The sequence below is a fragment of the Mesorhizobium sp. WSM3862 genome (assembly GCF_002294985.1).
In the GTDB taxonomy this organism is placed as follows: domain Bacteria; phylum Pseudomonadota; class Alphaproteobacteria; order Rhizobiales; family Rhizobiaceae; genus Mesorhizobium.
This window is the reverse complement of sequence record NZ_NSGE01000004.1, coordinates 70375-92985: the sequence shown is the minus strand read 5'-3', so window position 1 is coordinate 92985 and position 22611 is coordinate 70375. Positions and strand designations below refer to the sequence as shown.

The 22611-nt window shown below is 65.8% G+C and carries 26 protein-coding genes; 14 read left to right on the top strand and 12 right to left on the bottom strand.

Annotated features, from left to right (window positions below):
* The first annotated feature begins 93 nt into the window (after positions 1 to 93).
* Complete coding sequence (locus CK224_RS12800) at positions 94 to 546, top strand: DCC1-like thiol-disulfide oxidoreductase family protein (RefSeq protein WP_067003179.1); 453 nt, start codon at positions 94 to 96, stop codon at positions 544 to 546.
* A 191-nt stretch (positions 547 to 737) separates the two neighbouring features.
* On the opposite strand, the gene CK224_RS12795 is transcribed toward CK224_RS12800, so the two are convergent.
* The 3 genes from CK224_RS12795 to CK224_RS12785 are packed head-to-tail and all read right to left on the bottom strand — an operon-like array spanning position 738 to position 4236.
* The gene (locus CK224_RS12795; protein ID WP_067003181.1) at positions 738 to 1115 is read right to left on the bottom strand and encodes a DUF1850 domain-containing protein; all 378 of its coding nucleotides are present in this window, start codon (positions 1113 to 1115) and stop codon (positions 738 to 740) included.
* On the bottom strand, positions 1112 to 3238 hold the full coding sequence (locus CK224_RS12790; RefSeq protein ID WP_095782045.1) for a TRAP transporter permease: 2127 nt from the start codon (positions 3236 to 3238) through the stop codon (positions 1112 to 1114). Before CK224_RS12790 ends, CK224_RS12795 begins: the two co-directional genes overlap by 4 nt.
* A gap of 38 nt (positions 3239 to 3276) precedes the next feature.
* Positions 3277 to 4236: a TAXI family TRAP transporter solute-binding subunit gene (locus CK224_RS12785; protein ID WP_095782044.1), complete on the bottom strand. Its 960-nt coding sequence runs from the start codon at positions 4234 to 4236 to the stop codon at positions 3277 to 3279.
* A gap of 252 nt (positions 4237 to 4488) precedes the next feature.
* Here CK224_RS12785 and CK224_RS12780 point away from each other — a divergent pair, with 252 nt between their 5' ends.
* Positions 4489 to 4851 carry a YciI family protein gene (locus tag CK224_RS12780; RefSeq protein WP_067003312.1) on the top strand — a complete coding sequence of 121 codons (363 nt, stop codon included), beginning with the start codon at positions 4489 to 4491 and terminating at the stop codon, positions 4849 to 4851.
* Positions 4852 to 4855: 4 nt separating this feature from the next.
* A complete protein-coding gene (locus CK224_RS12775) occupies positions 4856 to 6103 on the top strand; it encodes a DUF6596 domain-containing protein (protein WP_095782043.1) in 1248 nt (415 codons plus the stop codon).
* A gap of 22 nt (positions 6104 to 6125) precedes the next feature.
* On the opposite strand, the gene CK224_RS12770 is transcribed toward CK224_RS12775, so the two are convergent.
* The 6 genes from CK224_RS12770 to hrcA form a co-directional block, all read right to left on the bottom strand.
* Positions 6126 to 6755, bottom strand: coding sequence for a glutathione S-transferase family protein (locus CK224_RS12770; RefSeq protein ID WP_095782042.1), 630 nt, complete (start codon positions 6753 to 6755; stop codon positions 6126 to 6128).
* Positions 6756 to 7202: 447 nt separating this feature from the next.
* Entirely contained in the window at positions 7203 to 8183 is a 981-nt protein-coding gene (gene cysK / locus CK224_RS12765; protein WP_095776783.1) for a cysteine synthase A, read from the bottom strand.
* A gap of 188 nt (positions 8184 to 8371) precedes the next feature.
* Positions 8372 to 8989, bottom strand: a complete 618-nt coding sequence (locus tag CK224_RS12760; protein WP_095776782.1) for a LysE family translocator — start codon at positions 8987 to 8989, stop codon at positions 8372 to 8374.
* A gap of 112 nt (positions 8990 to 9101) precedes the next feature.
* Complete coding sequence (locus CK224_RS12755) at positions 9102 to 10451, bottom strand: sorbosone dehydrogenase family protein (protein ID WP_095782041.1); 1350 nt, start codon at positions 10449 to 10451, stop codon at positions 9102 to 9104.
* Between the two features lie 109 nt (positions 10452 to 10560).
* Positions 10561 to 10758: a hypothetical protein gene (locus CK224_RS12750; RefSeq protein ID WP_067003314.1), complete on the bottom strand. Its 198-nt coding sequence runs from the start codon at positions 10756 to 10758 to the stop codon at positions 10561 to 10563.
* Between the two features lie 31 nt (positions 10759 to 10789).
* The gene (hrcA, locus tag CK224_RS12745) at positions 10790 to 11872 is read right to left on the bottom strand and encodes a heat-inducible transcriptional repressor HrcA (RefSeq protein ID WP_095782040.1); all 1083 of its coding nucleotides are present in this window, start codon (positions 11870 to 11872) and stop codon (positions 10790 to 10792) included.
* A gap of 180 nt (positions 11873 to 12052) precedes the next feature.
* On the opposite strand from hrcA, the gene rph reads away from it, so the two are divergent.
* The 5 genes from rph (at position 12053) to CK224_RS12715 (ending at position 15531) form a co-directional block, all read left to right on the top strand.
* Positions 12053 to 12769, top strand: a complete 717-nt coding sequence (gene rph / locus CK224_RS12740; protein WP_067003199.1) for a ribonuclease PH — start codon at positions 12053 to 12055, stop codon at positions 12767 to 12769.
* Between the two features lie 178 nt (positions 12770 to 12947).
* Positions 12948 to 13358 carry a VOC family protein gene (locus CK224_RS12730; RefSeq protein ID WP_095782038.1) on the top strand — a complete coding sequence of 137 codons (411 nt, stop codon included), beginning with the start codon at positions 12948 to 12950 and terminating at the stop codon, positions 13356 to 13358.
* Complete coding sequence (rdgB, locus tag CK224_RS12725) at positions 13359 to 14036, top strand: RdgB/HAM1 family non-canonical purine NTP pyrophosphatase (protein ID WP_095782037.1); 678 nt, start codon at positions 13359 to 13361, stop codon at positions 14034 to 14036.
* Positions 14033 to 15211 carry a radical SAM family heme chaperone HemW gene (hemW, locus tag CK224_RS12720; RefSeq protein ID WP_095782036.1) on the top strand — a complete coding sequence of 393 codons (1179 nt, stop codon included), beginning with the start codon at positions 14033 to 14035 and terminating at the stop codon, positions 15209 to 15211. Before rdgB ends, hemW begins: the two co-directional genes overlap by 4 nt.
* On the top strand, positions 15208 to 15531 hold the full coding sequence (locus CK224_RS12715; RefSeq protein WP_095782035.1) for a low molecular weight protein tyrosine phosphatase family protein: 324 nt from the start codon (positions 15208 to 15210) through the stop codon (positions 15529 to 15531). Before hemW ends, CK224_RS12715 begins: the two co-directional genes overlap by 4 nt.
* Positions 15532 to 15613: 82 nt before the next feature.
* Here CK224_RS12715 and CK224_RS12710 read toward each other — a convergent pair whose 3' ends face one another.
* Both CK224_RS12710 and CK224_RS12705 read right to left on the bottom strand, forming a co-directional pair.
* Positions 15614 to 15802, bottom strand: a complete 189-nt coding sequence (locus CK224_RS12710; protein WP_095782034.1) for a hypothetical protein — start codon at positions 15800 to 15802, stop codon at positions 15614 to 15616.
* 7 nt (positions 15803 to 15809) lie between these two features.
* Positions 15810 to 16007, bottom strand: coding sequence for a hypothetical protein (locus CK224_RS12705; protein ID WP_095776777.1), 198 nt, complete (start codon positions 16005 to 16007; stop codon positions 15810 to 15812).
* Positions 16008 to 16160: 153 nt separating this feature from the next.
* On the opposite strand from CK224_RS12705, the gene rsmI reads away from it, so the two are divergent.
* Both rsmI and CK224_RS12695 read left to right on the top strand, forming a co-directional pair.
* Positions 16161 to 17057, top strand: a complete 897-nt coding sequence (gene rsmI, locus CK224_RS12700; protein WP_067003214.1) for a 16S rRNA (cytidine(1402)-2'-O)-methyltransferase — start codon at positions 16161 to 16163, stop codon at positions 17055 to 17057.
* A complete protein-coding gene (locus CK224_RS12695) occupies positions 17050 to 17427 on the top strand; it encodes a YraN family protein (RefSeq protein ID WP_067323465.1) in 378 nt (125 codons plus the stop codon). Before rsmI ends, CK224_RS12695 begins: the two co-directional genes overlap by 8 nt.
* Positions 17428 to 17461: 34 nt before the next feature.
* Here the strand turns inward: CK224_RS12695 and CK224_RS12690 are convergent, their stop codons facing one another.
* Positions 17462 to 18268 carry an undecaprenyl-diphosphate phosphatase gene (locus CK224_RS12690; RefSeq protein ID WP_095782033.1) on the bottom strand — a complete coding sequence of 269 codons (807 nt, stop codon included), beginning with the start codon at positions 18266 to 18268 and terminating at the stop codon, positions 17462 to 17464.
* Between the two features lie 160 nt (positions 18269 to 18428).
* Here CK224_RS12690 and CK224_RS12685 point away from each other — a divergent pair, with 160 nt between their 5' ends.
* From CK224_RS12685 to mepA, 4 genes are all read left to right on the top strand, one after another.
* The gene (locus CK224_RS12685; protein ID WP_067003220.1) at positions 18429 to 19121 is read left to right on the top strand and encodes a glutathione S-transferase family protein; all 693 of its coding nucleotides are present in this window, start codon (positions 18429 to 18431) and stop codon (positions 19119 to 19121) included.
* Complete coding sequence (queG, locus tag CK224_RS12680; RefSeq protein WP_095782032.1) at positions 19102 to 20259, top strand: tRNA epoxyqueuosine(34) reductase QueG; 1158 nt, start codon at positions 19102 to 19104, stop codon at positions 20257 to 20259. The genes CK224_RS12685 and queG overlap by 20 nt, the downstream gene beginning before the upstream one ends.
* Before the next feature lie 17 nt (positions 20260 to 20276).
* On the top strand, positions 20277 to 21182 hold the full coding sequence (locus tag CK224_RS12675) for an SDR family oxidoreductase (RefSeq protein WP_095782031.1): 906 nt from the start codon (positions 20277 to 20279) through the stop codon (positions 21180 to 21182).
* Between the two features lie 164 nt (positions 21183 to 21346).
* Entirely contained in the window at positions 21347 to 22429 is a 1083-nt protein-coding gene (mepA, locus tag CK224_RS12670; protein ID WP_176477916.1) for a penicillin-insensitive murein endopeptidase, read from the top strand.
* Positions 22430 to 22611: the final 182 nt, after the last annotated feature.

Sequence of the window (22611 nt, the reverse complement as noted above, 5' to 3'; positions counted from 1 at the left end):
GGCGTGCGACAACGCCGCGACTTTGACGCCGCCGCCGGCTGGCTTAGTGTCCCCCTAGCTTAGTGCCTAGGGGCACAAGCAGCCGGGGCCGACATGACCGACCTGTCCGAACAGAAACGTCCCCTTCTCCCAGGCCAAGCTTACGATGCCCGCCAGCCGCTGCTCGTGTTCGACGGCGTCTGTGTGTTCTGCTCGGGCTTCGTCCAGATCGTCCTCAAGATCGACCGGAACAAACGCTTCCGCTTCGCCACCGCGCAATCGCCGCTCGGCGAGGCGCTGTTTCGTGAGCACGGCCTGCCGACCGAGGATTACGACAGCAACCTCGCCATCATTGACGGCGCCGCCTTCACGAAGCTCGACAGTTTCGTCGCCGTCATGGCGGCGCTCGGCTGGCCGTGGCGCGCCGCGAGATTGCTGCTCGTCCTGCCGCGGCCGCTGCGCGACTGGCTGTACGACCGCATCGCCAAGAACCGCTATGCGCTGTTCGGCCGCAAACACAGCTGCGAGATCCCCTCCGCCGAGCTGCGGCAGCGGCTGATCAGTTGAGATCGGAGGGTCGGATGAAGCTTCTGATTGTCCGCGGTTACGGCACCTTCGGCGGACGCATCGTGCAGTTGCTGGAGAGCGAGCCGCGTCTGACCTTGCTCGTCGCCGGCCGCTCGCTCGCCAAGGCCGAGGCCTATTGCAAAGGACGAGGCGGCACCAAGTCCAGGCTCGTGCCGATCGCGACGCGGATTTTATCGCGGCTGGCTCGAACCGGCGCAGGCTTCGAGCGCGACCGTATCCCCGGCCGTCCCGCCAAGCTCGCGACAGCCCTTGGCCGTGCACAAGGTCCAGCCTCCCCCGGTTGCGCCGGAGGCCGCGAGCACCAGCCGCGGCTGTGGCCCGATCCGTGGCGCATAGACCCACCATCCGTCCCGCAGCACCGAGCCTTCCGGCGGCTCCATGCCGGCGCCGGAGCCCTTGACGCGCGCTTCGACGACGCGCAGACCTGCCGGCGTCACCTTCCAGTGCTCTTGCCAGCGCGTCCGTTCCACCGAATGTGTCCAGGACAAGGTAAAGGCGGCAACGGCAAGCGTCACCGACTTGCCGGCTGCGAGGATGCACAGGCTCATGCAGGGCCGGCCGCGGATGCCTGGCGCGCGCGCCAGCAGTGCCAGCCGATCCAGAGCAGCGCCAGCGCCCAGCCGCTTTCGTCGGTGAGCGGCAGCGCCGCCACCAGCAGCACGCCGGCGGCGAAGGCGACCAGGCGCTCCCACCAGGCCATGCGGCGGGCGAGGAAGCCGACGGCGGCGGCGCCCCAAAGCACGATGCCCATGCAGGCTTTGGCGACGATGTAGGCGACCTCAACCGGATAGCCGAAGGAAGCCGCGATCGGGCCTGCATCCTGCAGCATCAGCGCCGGCGTGTAGACGGCCATGAACGGCACGACGAAGCCGGCGATGGCGAGCTTCGTCGCCTGGATGCCGATCTTCAGCCCGCTTTCCCTGGCCATGGGCGCCGCGGCGAAAGCGGCGAGCGCCACTGGTGGGGTGAGATCAGCCATGATGCCGAAATAGAAGACGAACATGTGGCTGACGATGAGCGGCACGCCGAGCGACAGCAGCGCCGGGCCGGCGAGCGAGGAGGTGATGATGTAGTTGGGGATGGTGGGGATGCCCATGCCGAGCACCAGGCAGGTGAGCATGGTGAGCAGCAGCGACAGGAACAGATTGTTCTCGCCGATGGAGATGATCCAGCCGATGAAGGTCGAAGCGATGCCGGTCAGCGTCAGCGTGCCGATGACGATGCCGACGATGGCGCAGGCGATGCCGACAGGCAGCGCGTTCTTTGCCCCTTCGGCAAGCGATTCGACGCAGATGCGCAGCGTCTCGCGACCGCCCTTGAAAGTGACGCAGGCGACAATGAGCGCCGCGATGACGAGGCCGAGGATGTTGACGCCGAAGCGCATGAAGGAGGCGGCGGCAAGGCCGAGCGCCAGCCAGAAGACGACGCGGAAGGCGAACGGTCCGATCAGCGCCGCCAGCGGCGTGCCGAGGATCAGCACGATGGTCAGCGCCAGGCCCATGGTGCCGGCGAAGATCGGCGTATAACCGGCGAAGAGCAGGTAAACCAGCACGGCAAGCGGCAGCACCAGCGGCCAGTGCTGCCGCACCGCGTCCCAGGGATTGGGCAGCTCAGCCTTGGCCATGCCGTGCAGGCCGGCCTTGCCCGCCTCCAGATGCACCTGCCAGAAACAGGCGCCGAAATAGAGCAGCGCCGGAATGATCGCCGCCTTCACCACTTCGGCGTAGGGGACGTTCAGCGTCTCGGCCATGATGAAGGCGACCGCGCCCATCACCGGCGGCATGATCTGGCCGCCCATCGAGGACGTTGCCTCGACGGCGCCGGCGAAGGCCGAGCGGAAGCCGAAGCGCTTCATCAGCGGAATGGTGAACTGGCCGCTCGCCACGACATTGGCGACGCCCGAACCGGAGATGGTGCCCATCAACGCCGAGGAGAGCACGCAGACCTGGGCCGGACCGCCGCGCCAGGAGCCGACCAGGCCAAGCGCGAAATCGTTGAACAGCGCGATCATGCCGGCGCGTTCGAGGAAGGCGGCGAAGACGACGAAGATGAAGATGTAAGCCGCCGAGACATAGACCGGCGTGCCGTATATGCCTTCGGTGCCGAAGGCGAAGGTGTCGACGAGCTGGGCGAAATCGTAGCCGCGATGGATGAAGGGCGGCGGCAGGTGATTGCCGACGAAGCAATAGGCGAGGAAGATGAAGGCGATCACCGCGAGCGGCAGCCCCATCAGCCGCCTTGCCGCTTCGAAGACGAGCACCACCAGCAGCGTGCCGACGATCAGGTCCGGCGTGGTGAGGAAGCCGGAGCGGCGGATGAGGTCGGCGTAGAAGACCCAGTTGTAGAGGCCGGTGCCGAAGCCGAGCGCGCCGAGCGACCAGAACGCGGCCTTCGCCGCTACGCCGGTGGCGCGCAGGTTGGCGATCAGGCCGAAGCCGAGCAGCAGCAGGAAGCCGACATGCATGGCGCGCACCACCTGGCTGGGCAGGCTGCCATAGGCGGCGATGTAGATCTGGAAAACGGAGAAGGCGACGGCAATCAGGAAGGCCGCCTTGCCGGCGGTGCCGCCGCCGAAGCCCGGCGGCAGGCCTTCGACCTGTTCTTCGGCGACAGGGAGATGAAAAGTGGTCGAATTGCCGTCGGTCGTTGTTCCAGACGTTGCTTTGCTCATCCGACGCGCTCCATAGCAGACTGCCGCGCCATCCTCGCTTACTTGATCAGCCCTTTTTCCTTGTAATATTTCTCCGCGCCGGGATGCAGCGGCACCGGCATGCCGTCCAGCGCCTTGGCCGGATCGATCGCCTTGGCGGCGGCATGGGCGGCGGCGAGCTGGTCGAGATGCTCGAACATCAGCTTGGTCATCTGATAGGCGGTCTCGTCGGAAACATCGGCCCGGGTGACAAGGAAATTGCCGACCGCGGCGGTGGCGACATCCTCGGTCTGGCCCTCATAGGTGCCCTTGGGAATGATCACCGAAAGATAGGGCGAGCCGATCTTGGCGATGTCCTCGGCCGGCACGGCGACGACGTTGATCGGCACCGAAGTTGCCAGATCGCGGATCGAGGCGACGCCGAGGCCCGCCGATTGCAGCGTGGCGTCGAGCTGCCGGTTCTTGATCAACTCGACCGACTCGGCGAATGGCAGGTACTCGACCCTTCCAAGATCCTCATATTTCAACCCGGCGGCGGCGAAGATGGCGCGGGCGTTGAGCTCGGTGCCGGAGGCGGGCGCGCCGACCGACAGGCTCTTGCCCTTGAGGTCGGCGAGAGTCTTGATGCCGGACTCCTTGCTGGCGACGATCTGGATATAGTTCGGATAGATGGCGGCGATGCCGCGCAGCTTGTCGAGCTTGCCGGGGAAGCCGGCTTCGGTGTTGCCTTCGGCGGCGAGCTTGACGGAATCGCCGAGCGCGAAGGCGATCTCGCCCTTGCCCTGCTGCAGCAGGTTGAGGTTCTCGACCGATGCCTTGGTTGCCTGCACCTGGGTGCGGGCGCCTTCGATGCCCTTGCCGTAGATTTCCGACAGCGCGACGCCGAGGGGATAGTAGACGCCCGACGTGCCGCCGGTCAGCACGGTGATGAATTCCTGTGCCCCGGCCGACATGGCGCCGAGGCCGAGCGACAATGCCAAAGCGCCGGCGGCAACAAATTTCGTCCTGAAATCGAGCATTTGGTTTCCTCCTCCTGATGGTCGCGCCGCGCCGCCTCTGCCGGCGCGAAGCTGGGAGTTTAGACAGGAGACGCCAAATGCCAACCCGCAATTGCAGCCATTAGACGAACGATCGAGGGGTGGCGAAAGCGCCGGCTTGCGCTCGATTGCTTTGGAGGCGAAAGATTTTCGCGGCGCCTGTCGAAATCGGCCGTGGCCGCACGACATAGGTCGGCCCGCGACGACGCGGCCTTCGAGAAAACGGAGAAGACCATGCGATACATGCTTTTGATCTACAATGACGAAGCGGCAATGGCGAATGCGCCGCGCGACAAGACCGAACAGACGCTTGCCGCCTACGGTGCCTATACCGAAGCCTTGAAGAAATCCGGCGCGTACCTTGCCGGCGAAAGGCTGCGCCCGACCCAGGCGGCCACTTCGATACGGCTCGCCGACGGCAAGACCAATGTGCTCGACGGTCCCTATGCCGACACAAAGGAACAGCTTGCCGGCTTCTACATGATCGAAGCGACCGACATCGACACCGCGATGGAATGGGGCGCGCGCTGCCCGGCAGCCAGCACCGGCACGGTCGAGGTGCGGCCGATCTGGGAAATGACCGACTACCGGTCCTAGCAATATGGACAAGCGCCCGGAAACGGCGCGGGCGGCGGCCGAGGCGGCCGCCCGGCAGAGCTACGGCAAGCTGGTTGCCTATCTCGCTGCTCGCATGCGCGACGTTGCCGGCGCCGAAGACGCGCTGGCCGACGCGTTCGCCGCCGCACTGGAGCGCTGGCCGAAGAGCGGCGTGCCCGAAAAGCCCGAGGCCTGGCTGCTGGCGGTGGCGCGCCGCCGCGACGTCGACGCCGTGCGGCGGCGGCTGACCGGCGAGGCGGCCCGCGGCCACCTACAACTGATTGCCGAAGAGGCGGAGGCGCGCATGACGCACGAGGATTTGCCCGACGAGCGGCTGAGGCTGATGTTTGCCTGCGCGCATCCGGCGATCGAGGCCAGCGTACGCGCGCCGCTGATCCTGCAGACCGTGCTTGGCTTCGACGCCGCAACCATCGCCTCGGCCTTTCTGGTCTCGCCGACGACGATGGGCCAGCGCCTGGTGCGCGCCAAGAGCCGCATCCGCGAGGCCGGCATCCCCTTCCGGGTACCGGAGCGGGCCGAGCTCGGCGAGCGGCTCGAGGCGGTGCTGGAAGCGATTTACGCCACCTTCGCCGAGGGCTGGTCGGATCCGGCCGGCACCGAGACGCGCCGACGCAACCTGGCCACGGAAGGCATCTGGCTCGGCCGGCTGGTCGCGTCGCTGATCCCGGACGAGCCGGAAACGCTCGGGCTCCTGGCGCTGATGCTTTTCGCCGAAGCGCGGCGCACGGCGCGGCGCAGTCCCGACGGCGACTTCGTGCCGCTGGCTGAGCAGGACGTGGCGCTTTGGGACGACAAGCTGATCGACGAGGCGGAAGCGCTGCTCAGGCGCGCCGCGATCAGGGGAACCATCGGCCGCTACCAATTGGAGGCTGCGGTCCAGTCGGCGCACACGGCAAGGCGGCGGAGCGGCCGCACCGACTGGGCCGCGATCCGCCAGCTTTACGACGCGCTGATGGCGATTGCCGGTTCGCCGGTGGTGGCGATCAACCGCGCTGTCGCGATCGCCGAAGCCGAGGGCGCAGCCGAGGGTCTTCCCGCGCTCGACGAGATCGGCGGCGACAAGCGGGTTAGCGAGTACCAGCCTTATTGGGCGGCGCGGGCCGAGCTCTCGGCCAGGCTCGGCAAGACAGCCGAGGCCGCCGAGGCTTATGGCCGGGCGATCGGCCTCGAGCGCGATCCGGCCTTGCGCCGCTTCCTGCAGGCCGAGCGGGGGAAGCTGGTCCGCAACTGAGGCGAGACACCAGTTCTCGCAACTAGTCCTGCGGCCACATCTCATGAGAAAGGTTCAGTTTCCGCATGATCGCATGCTGGCGCAACTTGCCCCACAGCCGTTCGATGTTCGGCCAGGCCACGCGAGCGCTCTTGGTGTCGGGATGCCAGGCCACCAGCATCACGAGATAGATGTCGACAAGCGAAAATTCCTCACCGGCCAGCCACTCACGGCCGGCGAGCGCGCTGTCGAGAATGGCAAAGCCGCGATCCATTTCCGCGATAGCCGCCTCCTTGACCACCTGCACGCCATCGGCGTCGGCCGTGTAGCGGTGGGGGTAATAGAGCCTCAGGATCGCGGGATAGAGCGCCGACGACATGAAGGCCATCCAGCGCAGGAAATCGGCGCGCGCCGGCGAGCCCGCTTGCGGCGCCAGATGCGCTTCTGGATGACGCCCGGCGAGCAGGATGCAGATCGCCGCCGATTCCGTCATCGACCGGCCGTCGGGCAATGTCAGCGCCGGCACCTGGTTCAGCGGGCTGATGGCGAGGAAAGCCGGATCGGGCGGATCCTTTTTCGGCACGTCGATCTGCCGGAAAGGCGCGCCGGCCATGGCCAGGGCCGCCTCGACGACGAAGCCGCCGCTGCCGGGACGCGTGTAAAGCTTGTACATAAAATCCTCCCGCCGGCCGATTCGAGGCCGGCGGCGATTTGAACCGGAAGCGGCGCCTTCCTCAAGCCGGGCTCCGCTTGCCACAGACGCTTTTTGAGCGATCCAGCTTGCATCATCCCGGGAGCGCCGCTGGCCGCAAGCTCTTGAGATTGGCCGTGGCGTTCCCGACTTCGTCATCCGCGGGCGGAGCAAGGAGCGAAGCGACGCGCGCAGACCCGAGGATCAATCCCGTGACGTCTCCACGTCACAAGCGTTGCGGTTCATTCTGCGGAGGAACAGCGGCTCCGTTAATCTCTGATAAGACAGATGGTATCCACTCTGAACCGTGGCATTTCCTGGCCGCGGTCACGGCGTGGATGCCAGGGTCGACGCGACGGAGCTTCGCTCCTGCTTCGCCCTGGGATGACGACCGCGAGGGGCTGAAGCCATTCTTAGAGGTATGAGCGCCTAGGCCCCCAGCCCGTCGAACAGGATCGTCGAGAGATAGCGCTCGGCGAAGGACGGAATGACGACGACGAGGTTCTTGTCCTTGTTTTCCGGCCGCGAGCCGACGACGATCGCCGCCTGCAGCGCGGCACCCGACGATATGCCGACCGGCACGCCTTCGAGGCGGGCGACGAGGCGCGCATTGGCGACCGAATCCTCGTTCGAGACCCTGACGATCTCATCATAGATCGTGGTGTCGAGGATCTTGGGCGCGAAGCCGGCGCCGATGCCTTGAATCTTGTGCGGGCCGGGCTGGCCGCCGGAGAGCACCGGCGAGGCTTCCGGCTCGACTGCCACCACATGCAGCGAAGGCTTGCGCTTCTTCAGCACCTGGCCGACGCCGGTGATCGTGCCGCCGGTGCCGATGCCGGCGACGAAGATGTCGACCTCGCCATTGGTGTCGTTCCAGACCTCCTCCGCCGTGGTGCGGCGGTGGATTTCCGGATTGGCCGGGTTCTCGAACTGCTGCGGGATGATGGCGTTGGGCAGCGTCGCGGCAAGCTCGTCGGCCTTGGCGATGGCGCCCTTCATGCCTTTCGGGCCTTCGGTGAGCACCAATTCGGCGCCGAGCAGCGCCAGCATCTTGCGACGTTCGACCGACATTGTCTCCGGCATGGTGAGGATCAGCTTGTAACCCTTGGCGGCGGCGGCGAAGGCCAGCGCGATGCCGGTGTTGCCGGAGGTCGGTTCGATCAGCGTGGTCTTGCCCGGCGCAATCTTGCCGGCCTCCTCCAGAGCCTCGATCATCGAGACCCCGATGCGGTCCTTGACCGAGGCGATCGGGTTGAAGAATTCGAGCTTGGCCAGCAGGTTGGCGACGATGCCCTTCTCCTTGGCGAATTTATCCAGCCGCACCAGCGGCGTGTCTCCAATCGTCTCGGTGATCGAGTTGAAGATGCGGCCGCGGCCGGGGACACGCGCGGAGGTGACGGGCTTGTTCATTGGTTTCGCTCCCAAGGCAAAGGCATAGGCAAACAGAATAAGGCTTTCAGCCGCGCAAGATAGGCTGCCCGCCGAAAATATCCGAGTGGGGCGGCTGCTGAAAACCTCCCCGCGCCGGAAATGCATTTTTTGGATCGGCCCGTTTTGGGGATGCTTTCCCCGAAATGGGGGCCGGTTGAGAATGCAGCCTATTGACGGGCCGCGATGGCGGCTGCCGCTCCCATCATGAAGCCGGCGGCGGTGCGGTTCAGCACCTTCAGCGCGCGCGGCGACTTCAGGAACCAGCGCGCCTTGGCAGCCAGCGCCAGATAGGGGACCAGCACCACGAACAGCACGACGACGGTCAGCGCGACGAGGATGCCGTAGTCGGCCGGCGTGATCGTCTTCAGATTGACGATGGTCGGCGTGATGGCGAGATAGAAGATCATCGTCTTCGGGTTGCCGAGCGTCACCGTCAGCCCGGCGATGAAGCTCGACGCCAGGCCGCTCTTGCTCTTCCGCGCCTCGACCGTTTCGGGCGAGATGCCGCTCGTCCAGAAGCGCCAGGCAAGGAAGGCGAGATAAGCGACGCCCGCCCATTTGATGGCGAGAAACACCATGCCGAAGGTCTGGGCGACGAAGGCGAGGCCAAGCACGACGGCGGTGAGGTAGGTAATGTCGCCGAGCATGAGACCGAACGACATAGCCAGCGACGAACGGAAGCCGGAGCCGAGCGCGCGGGCAACAAGCGCAGTCACGCCGGGGCCCGGAATGGCGGCGGCGACGCCGAGGGCGGCGCTGTAGGCGAGAAATCCTGTCAGTGTCATGGCTTGAACCCAGCGCTATCCCGAGATCGCGATCCAGAGCGGCGGCCTCTTACCACGGCGTCGGGGCGGCGTTAATTGCCTTGCGGCCGGATTCGGTTGCACCAGCGCCGCTTCAGGACCGGCCGTCGCCGTAGGTGACGCGCCATATCGTGCCGTTGCCGTCCTCGGTCAGGATCAGCGATCCATCCTTCGCCACCGCGACACCGACCGGCCGGCCCCAGACCGCATCGTCCGCGATGACGAAGCCGGTGGCGAAATCCTCATACTCGCCGGTCGGCTTGCCGTCCTTGAACTTCAGCCGCACCACCTTGTAGCCGGTGCGGACATTGCGGTTCCACGAGCCGTGCAGGGTGACGAAGGCGTCGCCCTTATAGTCGGCCGGGAAGTTGCCGCCCTCGTAAAAGGCGATGTTGAGCGGCGCCGAATGTGCCTGGATCAGCACTTCCGGCACCGTGACCTTGCCGGCGAGATCGGGCCGCGCGCCTTTGTGGCGCGGATCCTCGTTGTCGCCGATATAGTACCAGGGCCAGCCATAGAAGGCTCCCTCCTTGACGGCGGTCGCATATTCGAAAGGCACGTTGTCGCCGAGCTCGTCGCGTTCGTTGACGACGCACCAGAGCGCGCCCGTGGCCGGCTGCACCGTCATGCCCGAGCAGTTGCGCAGGCCGGTGGCGACCATCCTGCGGTTCTTGCCGTCAGGATCGAAAGCGAGCACATCCGCTCGGCCTTCCTCCGCGCCCCAGGTAGCGCCGAGCGGTGCCGATCTCGCCCATTCTTCGACGCCGCCCTTCGGCCTCGCTCCCATGCCCTCTGCGGTATTCGAGCCCGAGCCGACCGAGAGATAGAGCGTCTTGCCGTCGGGCGAAAAAGCGATGTCGCGCGTCCAGTGATGGCTCGACGGGATGTCCGAGACGATCGTTTCGGGCTTGCCCGAAGCTTTGAGGTCGCCGTCGCGATAGGCAAAGCGGACGACGCTGTTGCTGTTGGCGACATAGACCCATTGCGGCTTGTCGCCCGGCGGATAGAAGGCGATGCCGTAGGGCCGGGTCAGGCCTTTGGCAAAGACCGACTTCTCGGCGGGCTTGGCGCTGCCTTCGGCCAGTCGATAGACGCGGACCTGGTTCGCCCTGCTGTCGGCGACGAAGAGATCGCCGTTCGGCGCCGTGCGCACGACACGCGGGCTGCTGATGCCCGAAGCCACCAGCTCGGCCGAAAAGCCGGGTGGAAGGGCTGGCTTGGCATCCTCGGGGCGATCGGTGACACCGCCGCCGTTCGAGGCGGATTCGGCGACATTCGGCTTCGGGAGATCGTCGGGCCTGATGAGGCGCCGCACGCCGGGCCGGTCGGCCTTCCAGTCACCGAAGGCCTTTTTGCCGGTGAGCAGGGGCTGGTCGGCCTGCTGCGCGACGGCGCCGGAGACCAGGAGCAAGGCGAGGGCGGCAAGGCCGGCAATGCGTATCATGCTGTTCTCCGTTATTCGCCATCGTGCATCAGCAACCAGACAGCGAATATCGGGCGGCTCTCCAAAAGAGAAGCCGGGCATGCAAATTTTGACGGGAAGCGCCGGCAGTTCAGCTCTCTTCGATATCCAGATCGTCGTCGAGCTGCTTTTCCAGCGCGACCAGATCGGCCGGCAGCGGCAGGCCCATGGCGCGCATTTCCCTGAGCTTCTCGCGCAGTAGCTCCTGGATCTCGTGATCGTCTTCCGGCTGGTTCACCATCTCCTCGAGCAGCAGGCTGATCTGGGCCTTGAACGATTCCAGCGCCATTTCCACCCTCCTTGCGACGTTTCCCGCTCGCCTACCTCAACATGCGCGAAATCAACTGGGCCGTATAGTCGACCATCGGGACGATGCGGGCATAGTTCAATCGCGTCGGGCCGATGACGCCGAGCGCGCCGACGACGCGTGCATCCTTGTCGCGATAGGGCGCGACCACGAGCGAGGAACCGGACAGCGAGAACAACTTGTTCTCCGAGCCGATGAAGATGCGCACGCCCGGACCTTCCTCGGCGAGATCGAGGAGCTGCAGCAGTCCGTCCTGCGTTTCCAGATCCTCGAACAGATGGCGCAGCAATTCGAGATCGGCCTGGGCGGTGACGTTTTCCAGAAGATTGGCGCGGCCGCGCACGATGAGGCGCGCCGGCAGGCCGCTTTCGGCGCCGGCCCAGACCGCGAGGCCCTTCTCGACCAGTTCCTGCGACAGCGTGTCGAGAGCCGCCCTGGTCTCGTCCTTGATGCGCGCGATCTCGACCCGGGCCTCGGCCAGCGTGCGGCCGCGGATATGGGCGTTGAGGAAGTTCGAGGCCTCGTGCAGCTGCGAGACGGTGATACCGGCCGGCAGGTCGACAACGCGGTTCTCGACATCGCCGCTCTGCGACACGAGGACGGCGAGCGCCTTGGTGGGTTCCAACTGGATGAACTCGATGTGCTTCAGAGCCACCTCGTTCTTGGCGGCGAGCACCAGGCCGGCGCCGCGCGACATGCCGGAGAGCATCTGGCTGGCCTCTGTCAGCATATGCTCCAGCGTCGCGCCCGAGCCCGAGGCACGCACCTGCGCCTCGATGACGCGGCGCTCGTCGTCCGACAGATCGCCGAGCTCCATGAAGGCATCGACGAAGAAGCGCAGGCCGGTCTGGGTCGGCAGGCGCCCGGCCGAGATATGCGGCGCGTAGATCAGCCCCAGATGCTCAAGGTCGCTCATCACGTTGCGGATGGTGGCCGGTGACAGCGACGACGGCAGGATGCGCGACAGGCTGCGCGAGCCGACCGGCTCGCCGTCGCGCAGATAGGAATCGACAATCCGCCGGAAGATGTCGCGCGAGCGCATGTCGAGCGACTGAAACACGGGCGGCTGCGATGCGGGATCGACTGCCTTGTTCATTCCAGCGAAAAACCTCCTATCGAAAGATATAGACTTAAGCCTCCCTGGCGCAACCCGGGCCATTTTCGCTTGCGCCGTTTCCTTGACTCCCCGTTTCCTTGACGCCCTTTTCCTTTGCGCCATCCGCCGCATGCGTCTACAAGCCGCCGACGAATCCAAAACCATAGGAAAGAAGGCCGAATGCGCCCCTCCAAACGCCAGCCCGACGAAATGCGCGCCATCTCCTTCGAGCGCGGCGTCTCCAAGCATGCCGAAGGCTCGTGCCTGGTGAAGTTCGGCGACACGCATGTGCTGTGCACGGCGAGCCTGGAGGAAAAGGTGCCGGCCTGGATGCGCAATTCCGGCAAGGGCTGGGTTACGGCCGAATACGGCATGCTGCCGCGCTCGACGGGCGAGCGGATGCGCCGCGAGGCCTCCGCCGGCAAGCAGGGCGGCCGCACGCTCGAGATCCAGCGGCTGATCGGTCGTTCGTTGCGCGCCGTTGTCGACCTGCAGGCGCTAGGCGAACAGCAGATCACCGTCGATTGCGACGTCATCCAGGCCGACGGCGGCACCCGCACCGCCTCGATCACCGGCGGCTGGGTGGCGCTATACGATTGCCTGCGCTGGATGGAAGCGCGCCAGATGGCCAGCGTTTCCAAGGTGCTCAAGGACCATGTCGCGGCGATCTCCTGCGGCATCCATGACGGACAGCCGGTCATCGATCTCGATTATCTCGAGGATTCCTCGGCCGGCACCGACGCCAATTTCGTCATGACCGGCAAGGGCGGCATCGTCGAGATCCAGGGCACGGCGGAAGGCGAGCCCTTCTCCGAAGAGCAGTTCTCGGCGCTGATGGGGCTGGCCAAGAAGGGTATTTCGCGGCTGGTCAGCCTGCAGCAGATGGCGGTGGCGTAGGTTTTCGAATGCCGAGCCTAGGCACCCCCCTCTGGCCTGCCGGCCATATCCCCCTCAAGGGGGGAGATCGGACCTCACCTCGGCCTTCGCCAATCTTCGCCGTCGAAACACTGTCGGTGGAGCTGCCAATCTCCCCCCTTGAGGGGGAGATGCCCGGCAGGGCAGAGGGGGGCGCCTCGTGACCCCCTCCGCGATTTTGGAATCAGCACTCTATGTGACTGATCTGTCTGAGGCCGAAGCCTTCTACCGCGACATCCTCGGCCTGGATCCGCTGGGCAAGGTCGAAGGCCGCCACGTCTTCTTCCGCTGCGGCAACGGCGTGCTGCTCATCTTCAATGCCGAGGCGACGAAAATTCCGCCGGCGCCCGACGCCAGGCTGGAGGTGCCGCCGCACGGCACGGTCGGCGAGGGGCATCTTTGCTTCACCGCGACTGCAGCCGAGATTGCCGAATGGCGCAAGCATCTGGCGGCCAAGAACATCGCCATCGAAAGCGATTTCGAGTGGCCGCAGGGCGGACATTCGATCTATATCCGCGACCCTTCGGGCAATTCGATCGAGTTCGCCGAACCAAGGATCTGGGGTCTCTGAATGCATTCTTTGAACGGACAAAAGATCGTCGTCGCCAGCCACAATGAAGGCAAGCTGCGCGAATTCGCCGACTTAATGGCCCCGTTCGGCTTCGAGGCGAAATCGGCCAAGGAGTACGGCCTGCCGGAACCGGACGAGACCGGCACGACCTTCGAGGAGAATGCCTATATCAAGGCCTATGCCGCGGCCAAGGCCACCGGCCTGCCGGCGCTGTCGGACGATTCGGGGCTCTGCGTCGATGCGCTCGACGGGGCGCCCGGCGTCTACACCGCCAACTGGGCCGAGACGGCGGACGGCACACGCGATTTCGGCATGGCCATGCAGCGCACCGAAGTGGCGCTGCAGGAGGTCGGCGCGACCGAGCCGGCGCAGCGCACCGGCCGTTTCGTCGCCGTCATCTGCCTCGCCTTTCCCGATGGCGAGGCCGAATATTACCGCGGCGAGGCCGAAGGCACGCTGGTCTGGCCGCCGCGCGGCACGCTCGGCTTCGGCTACGATCCGGTGTTCCTGCCCAACGGCTTCGCCAAGACTTTTGGCGAGATGAGCGCCGAGCAAAAGCATGGCTGGAAGCCCGGCCAGGCAACAGCCCTGTCGCACCGCGCCCGCGCCTTCCAGAAGTTTGCCCAAGCCCGCTTGGATTTGGCGCGGCTGGATCTGGCGCGGCTAGGGTCAAAATGATCGGAACCGGCCAGACCATGCCGCTCGACCGCAGCCCCGGCTTCGGCGTCTATATCCATTGGCCGTTCTGCGCGGCCAAATGCCCTTACTGCGACTTCAACAGCCACGTTCGCCACCAGCCGGTCGACCAGGAGCGTTTTGCGCGGGCCTTCGAGACGGAGCTCAAGACGATGCGCGCCCGCACCGGGCCGCGCGAGGTGACCAGCGTCTTCCTCGGCGGCGGCACGCCGTCGCTGATGAAGCCGGAAACGGTGTCAGCGGTTCTGGAAGCCGTAGCGAAGAACTGGACGGTGCCTGCCGGGATCGAGGTGACGCTGGAGGCCAATCCGTCCTCGGTCGAGGCGGAGCGCTTCCGCGGTTATCGGGCGGCCGGCGTCAACCGTGTCTCGCTCGGCGTGCAGGCGCTGAACGACAAGGACCTGCGCTTCCTCGGCCGGCTGCACAATGTCGAGGAGGCGCTGCACGCCATCGGGCTGGCGCGGGAAATCTTTCCGCGGCTCTCCTTCGACCTGATCTATGCGCGGCCCGGCCAGACGCCGGAGGCTTGGGCTTTAGAGCTTGAGGAAGCGATCGGGCACGCCGCCGACCACCTGTCGCTCTATCAGCTCACGATCGAGGAGGGCACGCCGTTCCATGCACTCCACTCAGCGCGAAAATTCGTCCTGCCCGACAACGACCATGCCGCCGACCTCTACGCGCTGACGCAGGAGGTGACCGCGGCGCACGGGCTTCCGGCCTACGAAATCTCCAACCACGCGCGGCCGGGCGCGGAAAGCCGGCACAACCTGACTTATTGGCGCTACGGCGAATATGTCGGCGTCGGACCCGGCGCGCATGGCCGCTTCGTCGAGAACGGCCGCCGTACCGTGACGGTCGCGGAAAAGATGCCTGAGACCTGGGCCAACCTGGTCGAAGCCAGGGGCCATGGCGTCACCGGCGGCGAGGTGCTGACGCGCGCCGAAGAAGCCGACGAGTTCCTATTGATGGGGCTGCGGCTGGCCGAAGGCATCGACCTCCAGCGCTACGAGACGCTTGCCGGGCGTAGTCTGGCGAGCGAGCGATTGTCGGTGCTGCAGGAAGAGGGGCTGGTGGCGCCTGTCGGCAACGCCCGCCTCCGCGCCACGACCGCCGGCATGATCGTGCTCGATGCGGTGGTGGCAGACCTCGCGCGGTGAAAAAGGTTCTCTTCGTCTGCAGCCAGAACCGCCTGCGCAGCCCCACCGCCGAGCAGGTGTTTTCCAGGCGCCGCGACCTCGAGGTCGAATCGGCCGGCACCAATCACGACGCGGACAACCCGCTGACGCATGAACTGGTCGCGTGGGCCGACATCATCTTCGTCATGGAGAAGGCCCATCGGGCCAAGCTGCAGAAGAAGTTCCGGTCAAGCCTGATGCGGGCACAGGTGATCTGCCTCGACATCCCGGACAACTATGCGTTCATGGATCCGGAACTGGTGCGGCTGCTCGAGGCGAAGGTCACTAAATATCTGGGCTGAATGGCGTCAGGCGCCAAGCATGGCGCTTCGCTCCTCGCTCCGCCTGGGATGAGGCGAGAGATCGCGAAGCGTCGCAACTGCTCTAGGCGTCGTGCTTCTGGCGGTGCTTCCCGCGATCCTTTTCCGCATGCGCGTCGCCGGAACGGCCTTGCTTCAGGTCGGTCTTGTCGCGGCGGTTCCCGTGCTGGGCGGCGATCGGATGGGAAGGAATGCCCTCGCGGGCGGTCTTGCTTTCGAGTCGTGTGATGAAAATGTCGAAGCGATTGGGCATCGTCCGGTCAGTGCTCCGTCGTGCTTTCGGTTTCGGTCGAGGCGTCTTGAACCGCGGGGCTTGGAAGCGGCTTCATCGCTTCCTTGTCCTTTGTCCTGGCGGAGGGTTCCCGATTCTCCGAACCGGCAACCTTCTCCGATCCGGCAAAGCGCTTGCAGCCCGAATAATAGGGCGTGAAAGCGTCTTGAATGATCAGGCTGTCCATCCTGTCCTCCTCCTCGGGAATCAGGGGTAAAATCCGCCTTATGCGGTTTGGTTCCGCATCGTGGCAAAGGCATGGCGATTCCCTTGCATCGCCATCACGTTTTGCAACCGCAGATCAGCCGTGGCAAACAGTGGCGCGTGGGGAGGGCCTCGATTGACCGGCGACAAACGCAGCTATGTAATCGGGCAGACCGAAATTGCGGCGCGGCCGCTGGAGCCGGCGCTCTATCTGGTGGCGACGCCGATTGGCAATCTCGCCGATGTCACGCTGCGAGCGCTGGAGACGCTGGCCGGCGCCGACATCGTTGCCTGCGAGGACACCCGCGTCTCGCGCGTGCTGCTCGAACGCTACGGCATTCGCCGGCGCACCACGGCCTATCACGAGCACAATGCCGCCGAGGCCGGGCCGAAGCTGATCGAATCGCTCGCTGCCGGACAGAGCGTGGCGCTGATCTCGGATGCCGGCACGCCGCTGGTTTCCGATCCCGGCTACCGGCTGGTCGGCGAGGCGCTGGAGCGCGGCATACGCGTTATTCCGGTGCCCGGACCGTCGGCGGCGCTTGCCGCGCTGACCGCTTCCGGCCTGCCTTCCGACGCCTTTCTGTTCGCCGGCTTCTTGCCGGCCAAGGCGGGCCAGAGGCTCACCAAGCTCGAAAGCTTCAGGCAGGTGCCGGCGACGCTCATCTTCTATGAATCGCCGCGCCGGCTGGCCGAGACGCTTGCTGCGATGGCGCAAGCGCTTGGCGGAGCGCGCAAAGCGGCGATCGGCCGCGAGCTGACCAAGGCGTTCGAGGAGATGCGAACGGGGACGCTCGGAGAGCTTGCCGATCACTACGCGGCGGCCGAGACGCCCAAGGGCGAAATCGTGGTCTGCGTCGGCCCGCCGGAGGCGGCCGAGGACCAGCCGGCCGACATCGACCGGCTGCTGTTGTCTTTAGCCGCCGAAATGCCGGCCTCCAAGGCGGCGGCGGAAGCGGCGAAAATGACCGGTGGCCAGAAACAGGCGCTCTATCGCCGGCTGATCGAGCTGAAGGCGGACGGCGGTGGCTGAGCGCACCGTCGGTCATCGGCGAAAAGCCTATCGGCGCGGCCATCGCGGCGAATGGCTGGCGGCGTTGGCGCTGATGCTGAAGGGCTATCGCATCCTTGCGCGCCGCCATCGCACAAAGCTCGGCGAGATCGACCTGATCGCCAGGCGCGGCGACCTGGTGCTGTTCGTCGAGGTCAAGGCGCGGCGCACGCTGATGGAGGCGATGGAAGCGATCGCCCACGCCTCGGAACGGCGCATCGAGGGTGCCGCCGACCTCTGGCTGTCGCGCCAGCCGGACTATGGCCGGCTGTCGGTGCGCTTCGACATGGTGGCGGTGCTGCCCTGGCGCTGGCCAGTGCATGTCGAGAATGCATTTTACGGGCGGAATTGAGGGGCTTACCCTCCCAACTCGTGGGAGGATAAGCTCACCCCCAGATCATCAGCGCCGCCAGTCCGAGCCCGCCAACCACCAGCCGCCACCAGCCGAACAGCGAATAGCCCTTGCGCGAGACGTAATCGAGCAGGAAGCGCACCACGAAGAGCGCGGTGACGAAGGCGGCGATGAAGCCGACGGCGATGATCGGCAGGTCGGCCGAGGTCAGCACGTTGCGGTTCTTGAACAGATCGAAGGCGAAGGCCCCGACCATGGTCGGCATGGCGAGGAAGAAGGAAAACTCCGCCGCCGCGCGCTTGTCGACGCCCAAGAGCAGCGCGCCGACGATGGTCGAGCCGGAGCGCGAGGTGCCGGGTATCAGCGACAGGCACTGGAACAGGCCGATCTGCAGGTAAAGCCTGGTCGGGAAGCGCTCGACATCGCGGTAGACGGGCTTGAGGTTCATGCGGTCGACGGCGAGCAGCACCACGCCGCCAATGATCAGCATGATGCAGATCAGGCGCGGCGATTCGAACAGGAAGGTCTTGATGAAGTCATGCGCCAGCGCGCCGATGAGCGCCGCCGGCAGGAAGGCGATGAGGATGCCGATGGCGAAATGCCTTGTCAGCCGGTCATGCGGCAGTTCGAGCAGCATCTTCCAGAGGCGGCGGAAATAGACGCTCAAGATCGCAAGAATCGCGCCGAGCTGGATCAGGATCTCGAAGGCCTTGCCGGTCGAATGGAAGCCGAGGAAATGGCCGGCGAGCAGGATGTGACCGGTCGACGAGACCGGGATGAATTCGGTCAGGCCCTCGATCAGCCCAAGCAGCAGTGCTTCGACGATGGTCTGGCTTTCCATGGCAACCTCTGCTTCGAGTGACGGCTAAGGGGAAGGGCTTGCTTGTCATGGCGCGGAAGTGCCCCTATAGGTCGCAACACATGACAGTCCCTGGAATCGGGCCGCCAAGACTTACCGGCGCTCACACCAATTTGCCAGTGCGCCCTATCATCGCGGAACCATGCTGACGCTTTTTCACCACCCGATGTTCGCCACCTGCCGGTTCGTCCGCCTCGCCTTCGGCGAGTATGGCGAGGAGCTGGCCTTGATCGAGGAGAAACCCTGGACCCGGCGCAAGGAGTTTCTGGCGCTCAATCCGGCCGGCACGCTGCCGATCCTGCTGGCCGAAGGCGATGTGCCAATCGTCGGCGCCATGGTCATTGCCGAATATCTTGACGAGACACGCGGGGTGCTGAAGCGCGACAGGCGGCTGTTTGCCGAGGACCCGATGCAGCGCGCCGAAATCCGGCGACTGACCGACTGGTATCTCAGCAAGGCCGAAAGCGAGGTCACCCGCCATCTGGTGCGCGAGCGGGTGCTGAAGCCGGTGATGCCGGAGACGGCGGGCGGCGGCTCACCCGATTCGGGCGCGATCCGCGCCGCGCGCGCCAACATCCGCCAGCACATGAAATACACCAACTGGCTGGCGGGCACGCGTCATTGGCTGGCCGGCAACAAGGTGACCTATGCCGACCTCGCCGCGGCCGCGACGCTTTCCGTGCTCGACTATCTCGGCGAGATCGACTGGCGCGAGCACGCGGCGGCGCGCGAATGGTATACTCGCGTGAAATCACGGCCGTCGTTCCGGCCGCTGCTCACCGATCGCGTGCGCGGCCTGTCGCCGGTATCGCATTATGCGGACCTCGATTTCTGACACGACGAAGCTGCGCGCGCTGATCGACGCGGAGGCGCGCCGCGCCGGCTTCGACGCCGTTGCCGTCACCCGGCCGGACGCGATCCCGCTGGCTCCCGCGCGCCTGACCGAGTTTGTCGCCGAGGGATTTCACGGCTCGATGGACTGGATCGCCGAGACGATCGGGCGGCGCGCCGAGCCTTCGACGCTGTGGCCGGAAGTGCGTTCGATCATAGTGCTCGCCATGAACTATGGTCCGGACCGGGATCCGCGCGATGTCCTCGACAAACACGATCGCGGTGCGATCTCGGTCTACGCGCAAAATCGCGACTATCACGATGTGATGAAAGGTCGGCTGAAGGAAATCGCGGGCAAGATCGTCGCGCGGGCCGGCGGCGACGTGAAGGTCTTCGTCGACACGGCGCCGGTGATGGAAAAGCCGCTTGCCGAAGCCGCGGGGTTGGGCTGGCAGGGCAAGCACACCAACCTGGTGAGCCGCGAGCATGGCTCATGGCTGTTCCTCGGCACCATCTTCACCACGGCCGAGCTTGAGCCGGACAAAGCCGAGATCGACCATTGCGGCTCCTGCCGCGCCTGCCTCGACATCTGCCCGACCGATGCCTTCCCGGCGCCCTACCGGCTCGATGCGCGGCGTTGCATCTCCTACCTCACCATCGAGAACAAGGGGCCGATCCCGCGCGAATTTCGCGAGGCGATCGGCAACCGCATCTATGGCTGCGACGACTGCCTCGCCGTGTGTCCGTGGAACAAATTCGCCAGCGTCGCCGCCGAGGCCAAGCTTGCCGCTCGCGAAGATCTGCGCGAGCCACGGCTGTCGGAGCTGCTGTTGCTCGACGATGCGACGTTCCGCTCGTTTTTCTCCGGCTCGCCGATCAAGCGCATCGGCCGCGACCGTTTCATCCGCAACGCGCTGATCGCCGCCGGCAATTCGGACGATGCTTCGCTGACGCCGGTCGCGCGGGGCCTAATCGACGACGGCTCGCCGCTGGTGCGGGGTGCGGCAGTATGGGCGCTATCGCGACTGATGCCGCGGCGCGATTTTGCGGAGCTCGCCGCATCAGCCTTGCAGTCCGAAGGCGATGCAACGGTGCGCGAGGAATGGCTGTCAGCGTTGCCGGTTCCCGCAAAGGACCATTGAAGAAGAGGATTTACTTGATGGGCGAGAGACGCTTCTTCATTTTCGGCGCCGGCTATTCCGGCAAGGCTTTTGCGAGAGCCAATGAAGATGGCGGGCCGATCCTTGGGACGACGCGATCGCCGGAAAAATTCGAGGCCTTGCGAGAGGCGGGCATCGAGCCGTCAAGCTTCGACGGTTCGTTGACGGCGGAAATCAGCGACGCGCTTCGGCACACAACACATCTCATCATCTCGGTCGCCCCGAACGAAGCGGGCGATCCGGTGCTCAATGCGGCCGGCGAGGCGATCCGGGACAAGATGCCGGCGCTCCAATGGATCGGCTATCTTTCCACCGTCGGCGTCTACGGCGACCATGGCGGCGCCTGGGTGGACGAGAGCGCCGAGTGCAGGCCGGTTTCGAAGCGCTCGGTAATGCGGGTGGCGGCCGAACAGGAATGGCTGGCTCTTGGGCGGGAAATCGGAAAGCCGGTAGCAATCCTGCGGCTTTCCGGCATTTACGGCCCGGGCCGCAACGCACTGGTCAATCTCGAGGACGGCACCGCGAGGCGCCTGGTCAAGCCCGGCCAGGTCTTCAACCGCATCCATTGCGAGGACATCGCCGGCGCCCTGTGGCACCTGGCCGATAGGAATCGCGGCGGCATCTTCAATGTCACCGACGACGAGCCGGCGCCGCCGCAGGATGTCGTCGCCTACGCCGCCCGGCTGATGGGCGTGGAGGCGCCGCCGGAAATCCCCTTCGAGACGGCGCAACTTTCGCCCATGGCGCGGTCCTTCTACGGCGAAAACAAGCGCGTCGCCAACGCCGCGATCAAAGCGGCCGGCTACAGCTTTCGTTTGCCGAATTACCGGGTGGCGCTGGAGCGGATGTGGGCCGACGGCAACTGGCGAGACGGACAGCCGCGCAGTCCGATGAAACGCTCGTGAGCGAAGCGACGTGCATTGGCGTGATATGATTCGCGCCTGAACTTCGTCGCCAAGGTTTGATTTTATGCATGTCTTTGTCGCGAAACCGGGTCCCACTTCCGGGAGACATGCTTTAGCATGCCGCCTGAGATTGCGTCGCGCCACTGGAGAGGGGACCCGACCTGATGACGTTGCGACCGCTGCCCGACAGGAAGCCGTTCCTGACCGCCGCGCTTGCCCTGGTGACCTTAGCCGGGCTGGCGGCGGCCGCGATCTCGGCCGAACCGCGCGCAAAAGACCTGTTCGGCGCCAAGAAGCTGCCGGCGGTGGCGCAAGCGCAATCCTTCGGCTTTTACTCAAGAGGCTGCTTCACCGGCGGCGTCGCCTTGCCGGTGGACGGGCCGAGCTGGGAGGTGATGCGCCCCTCGCGAAACCGCCGCTGGGGCCATCCGGCGATGATTGCGCTGATCGAGAAGCTCGCGCGAGACGCCCAGGCGGATGGCTGGCCGGGGCTGCTGGTCGGCGATGTCTCGCAGCCGCGCGGCGGCCCGATGACGACCGGCCACGCCTCGCATCAGATCGGCCTCGATGCCGACATCTGGCTGACACCGATGCCGCGGCGGCCGCTGACCATGGCGCAGCGCGAGAGCATGAGCGCGACGCTGATGGTCGACGAGAAGACGCATCTGGTGAAGGACGCGCTGTGGACGCCGTCCCATACGCGGCTTTTGAAGCGCGCGGCGAGCTACCCGGAGGTCGAGCGCATCCTGGTCAATCCGGGCATCAAGAAGAAACTTTGCGACACGGTCACCGGCGACCGCTCCTGGCTGCGCAAGATCCGGCCGTTCTGGGGCCATGACTATCATTTCCACATGCGCATCGGCTGCCAGGCGGGCTCGCCCGGCTGCAAGGGGCAGGAGGCGACGCCGGCCGATGACGGCTGCGGCAAACCGCTTGCCTGGTGGTTCACCGAGGAGCCGTGGCGGCCCAACAAGAACCCGGATGCGCCGAAAGCGCGCGATCTGATGACGATGGCCAATTTGCCGAAGGAGTGCCAGGCGGTGCTTGCAGCGCCGGACGCGCCTTCTCTGGAAGCGGTCACCTATCAGGGCGACGGCGCGGCAGCTGTGGCGGCGGCCAAATCGAAAGCGACCGAGCCGGCGGAGACGATTTCCAGCGATGCGGCGACGCTGCCGGCGGCGGCGAGCTCCTTTGCGCCGACGCCCAAAATCGGCATCCCAGTGCCCCGGCCAAGGCCGGGGAACTGAGGGCCGCGCCACGGCGTCCAGATGGTCGAGGCCGGCGGCGCCCCACATCCGCCTGGCTGCCGCAATGCGGGCTTTCTTCTTGCGAAGCTGGCGATTGGCGAAACCATTGGCGACAGTGCCCCTCTCCCCGTCACTGACGGGGAGAGGATGCCGACAGGCAGGTGAGGGGCGGCGCCGACGCT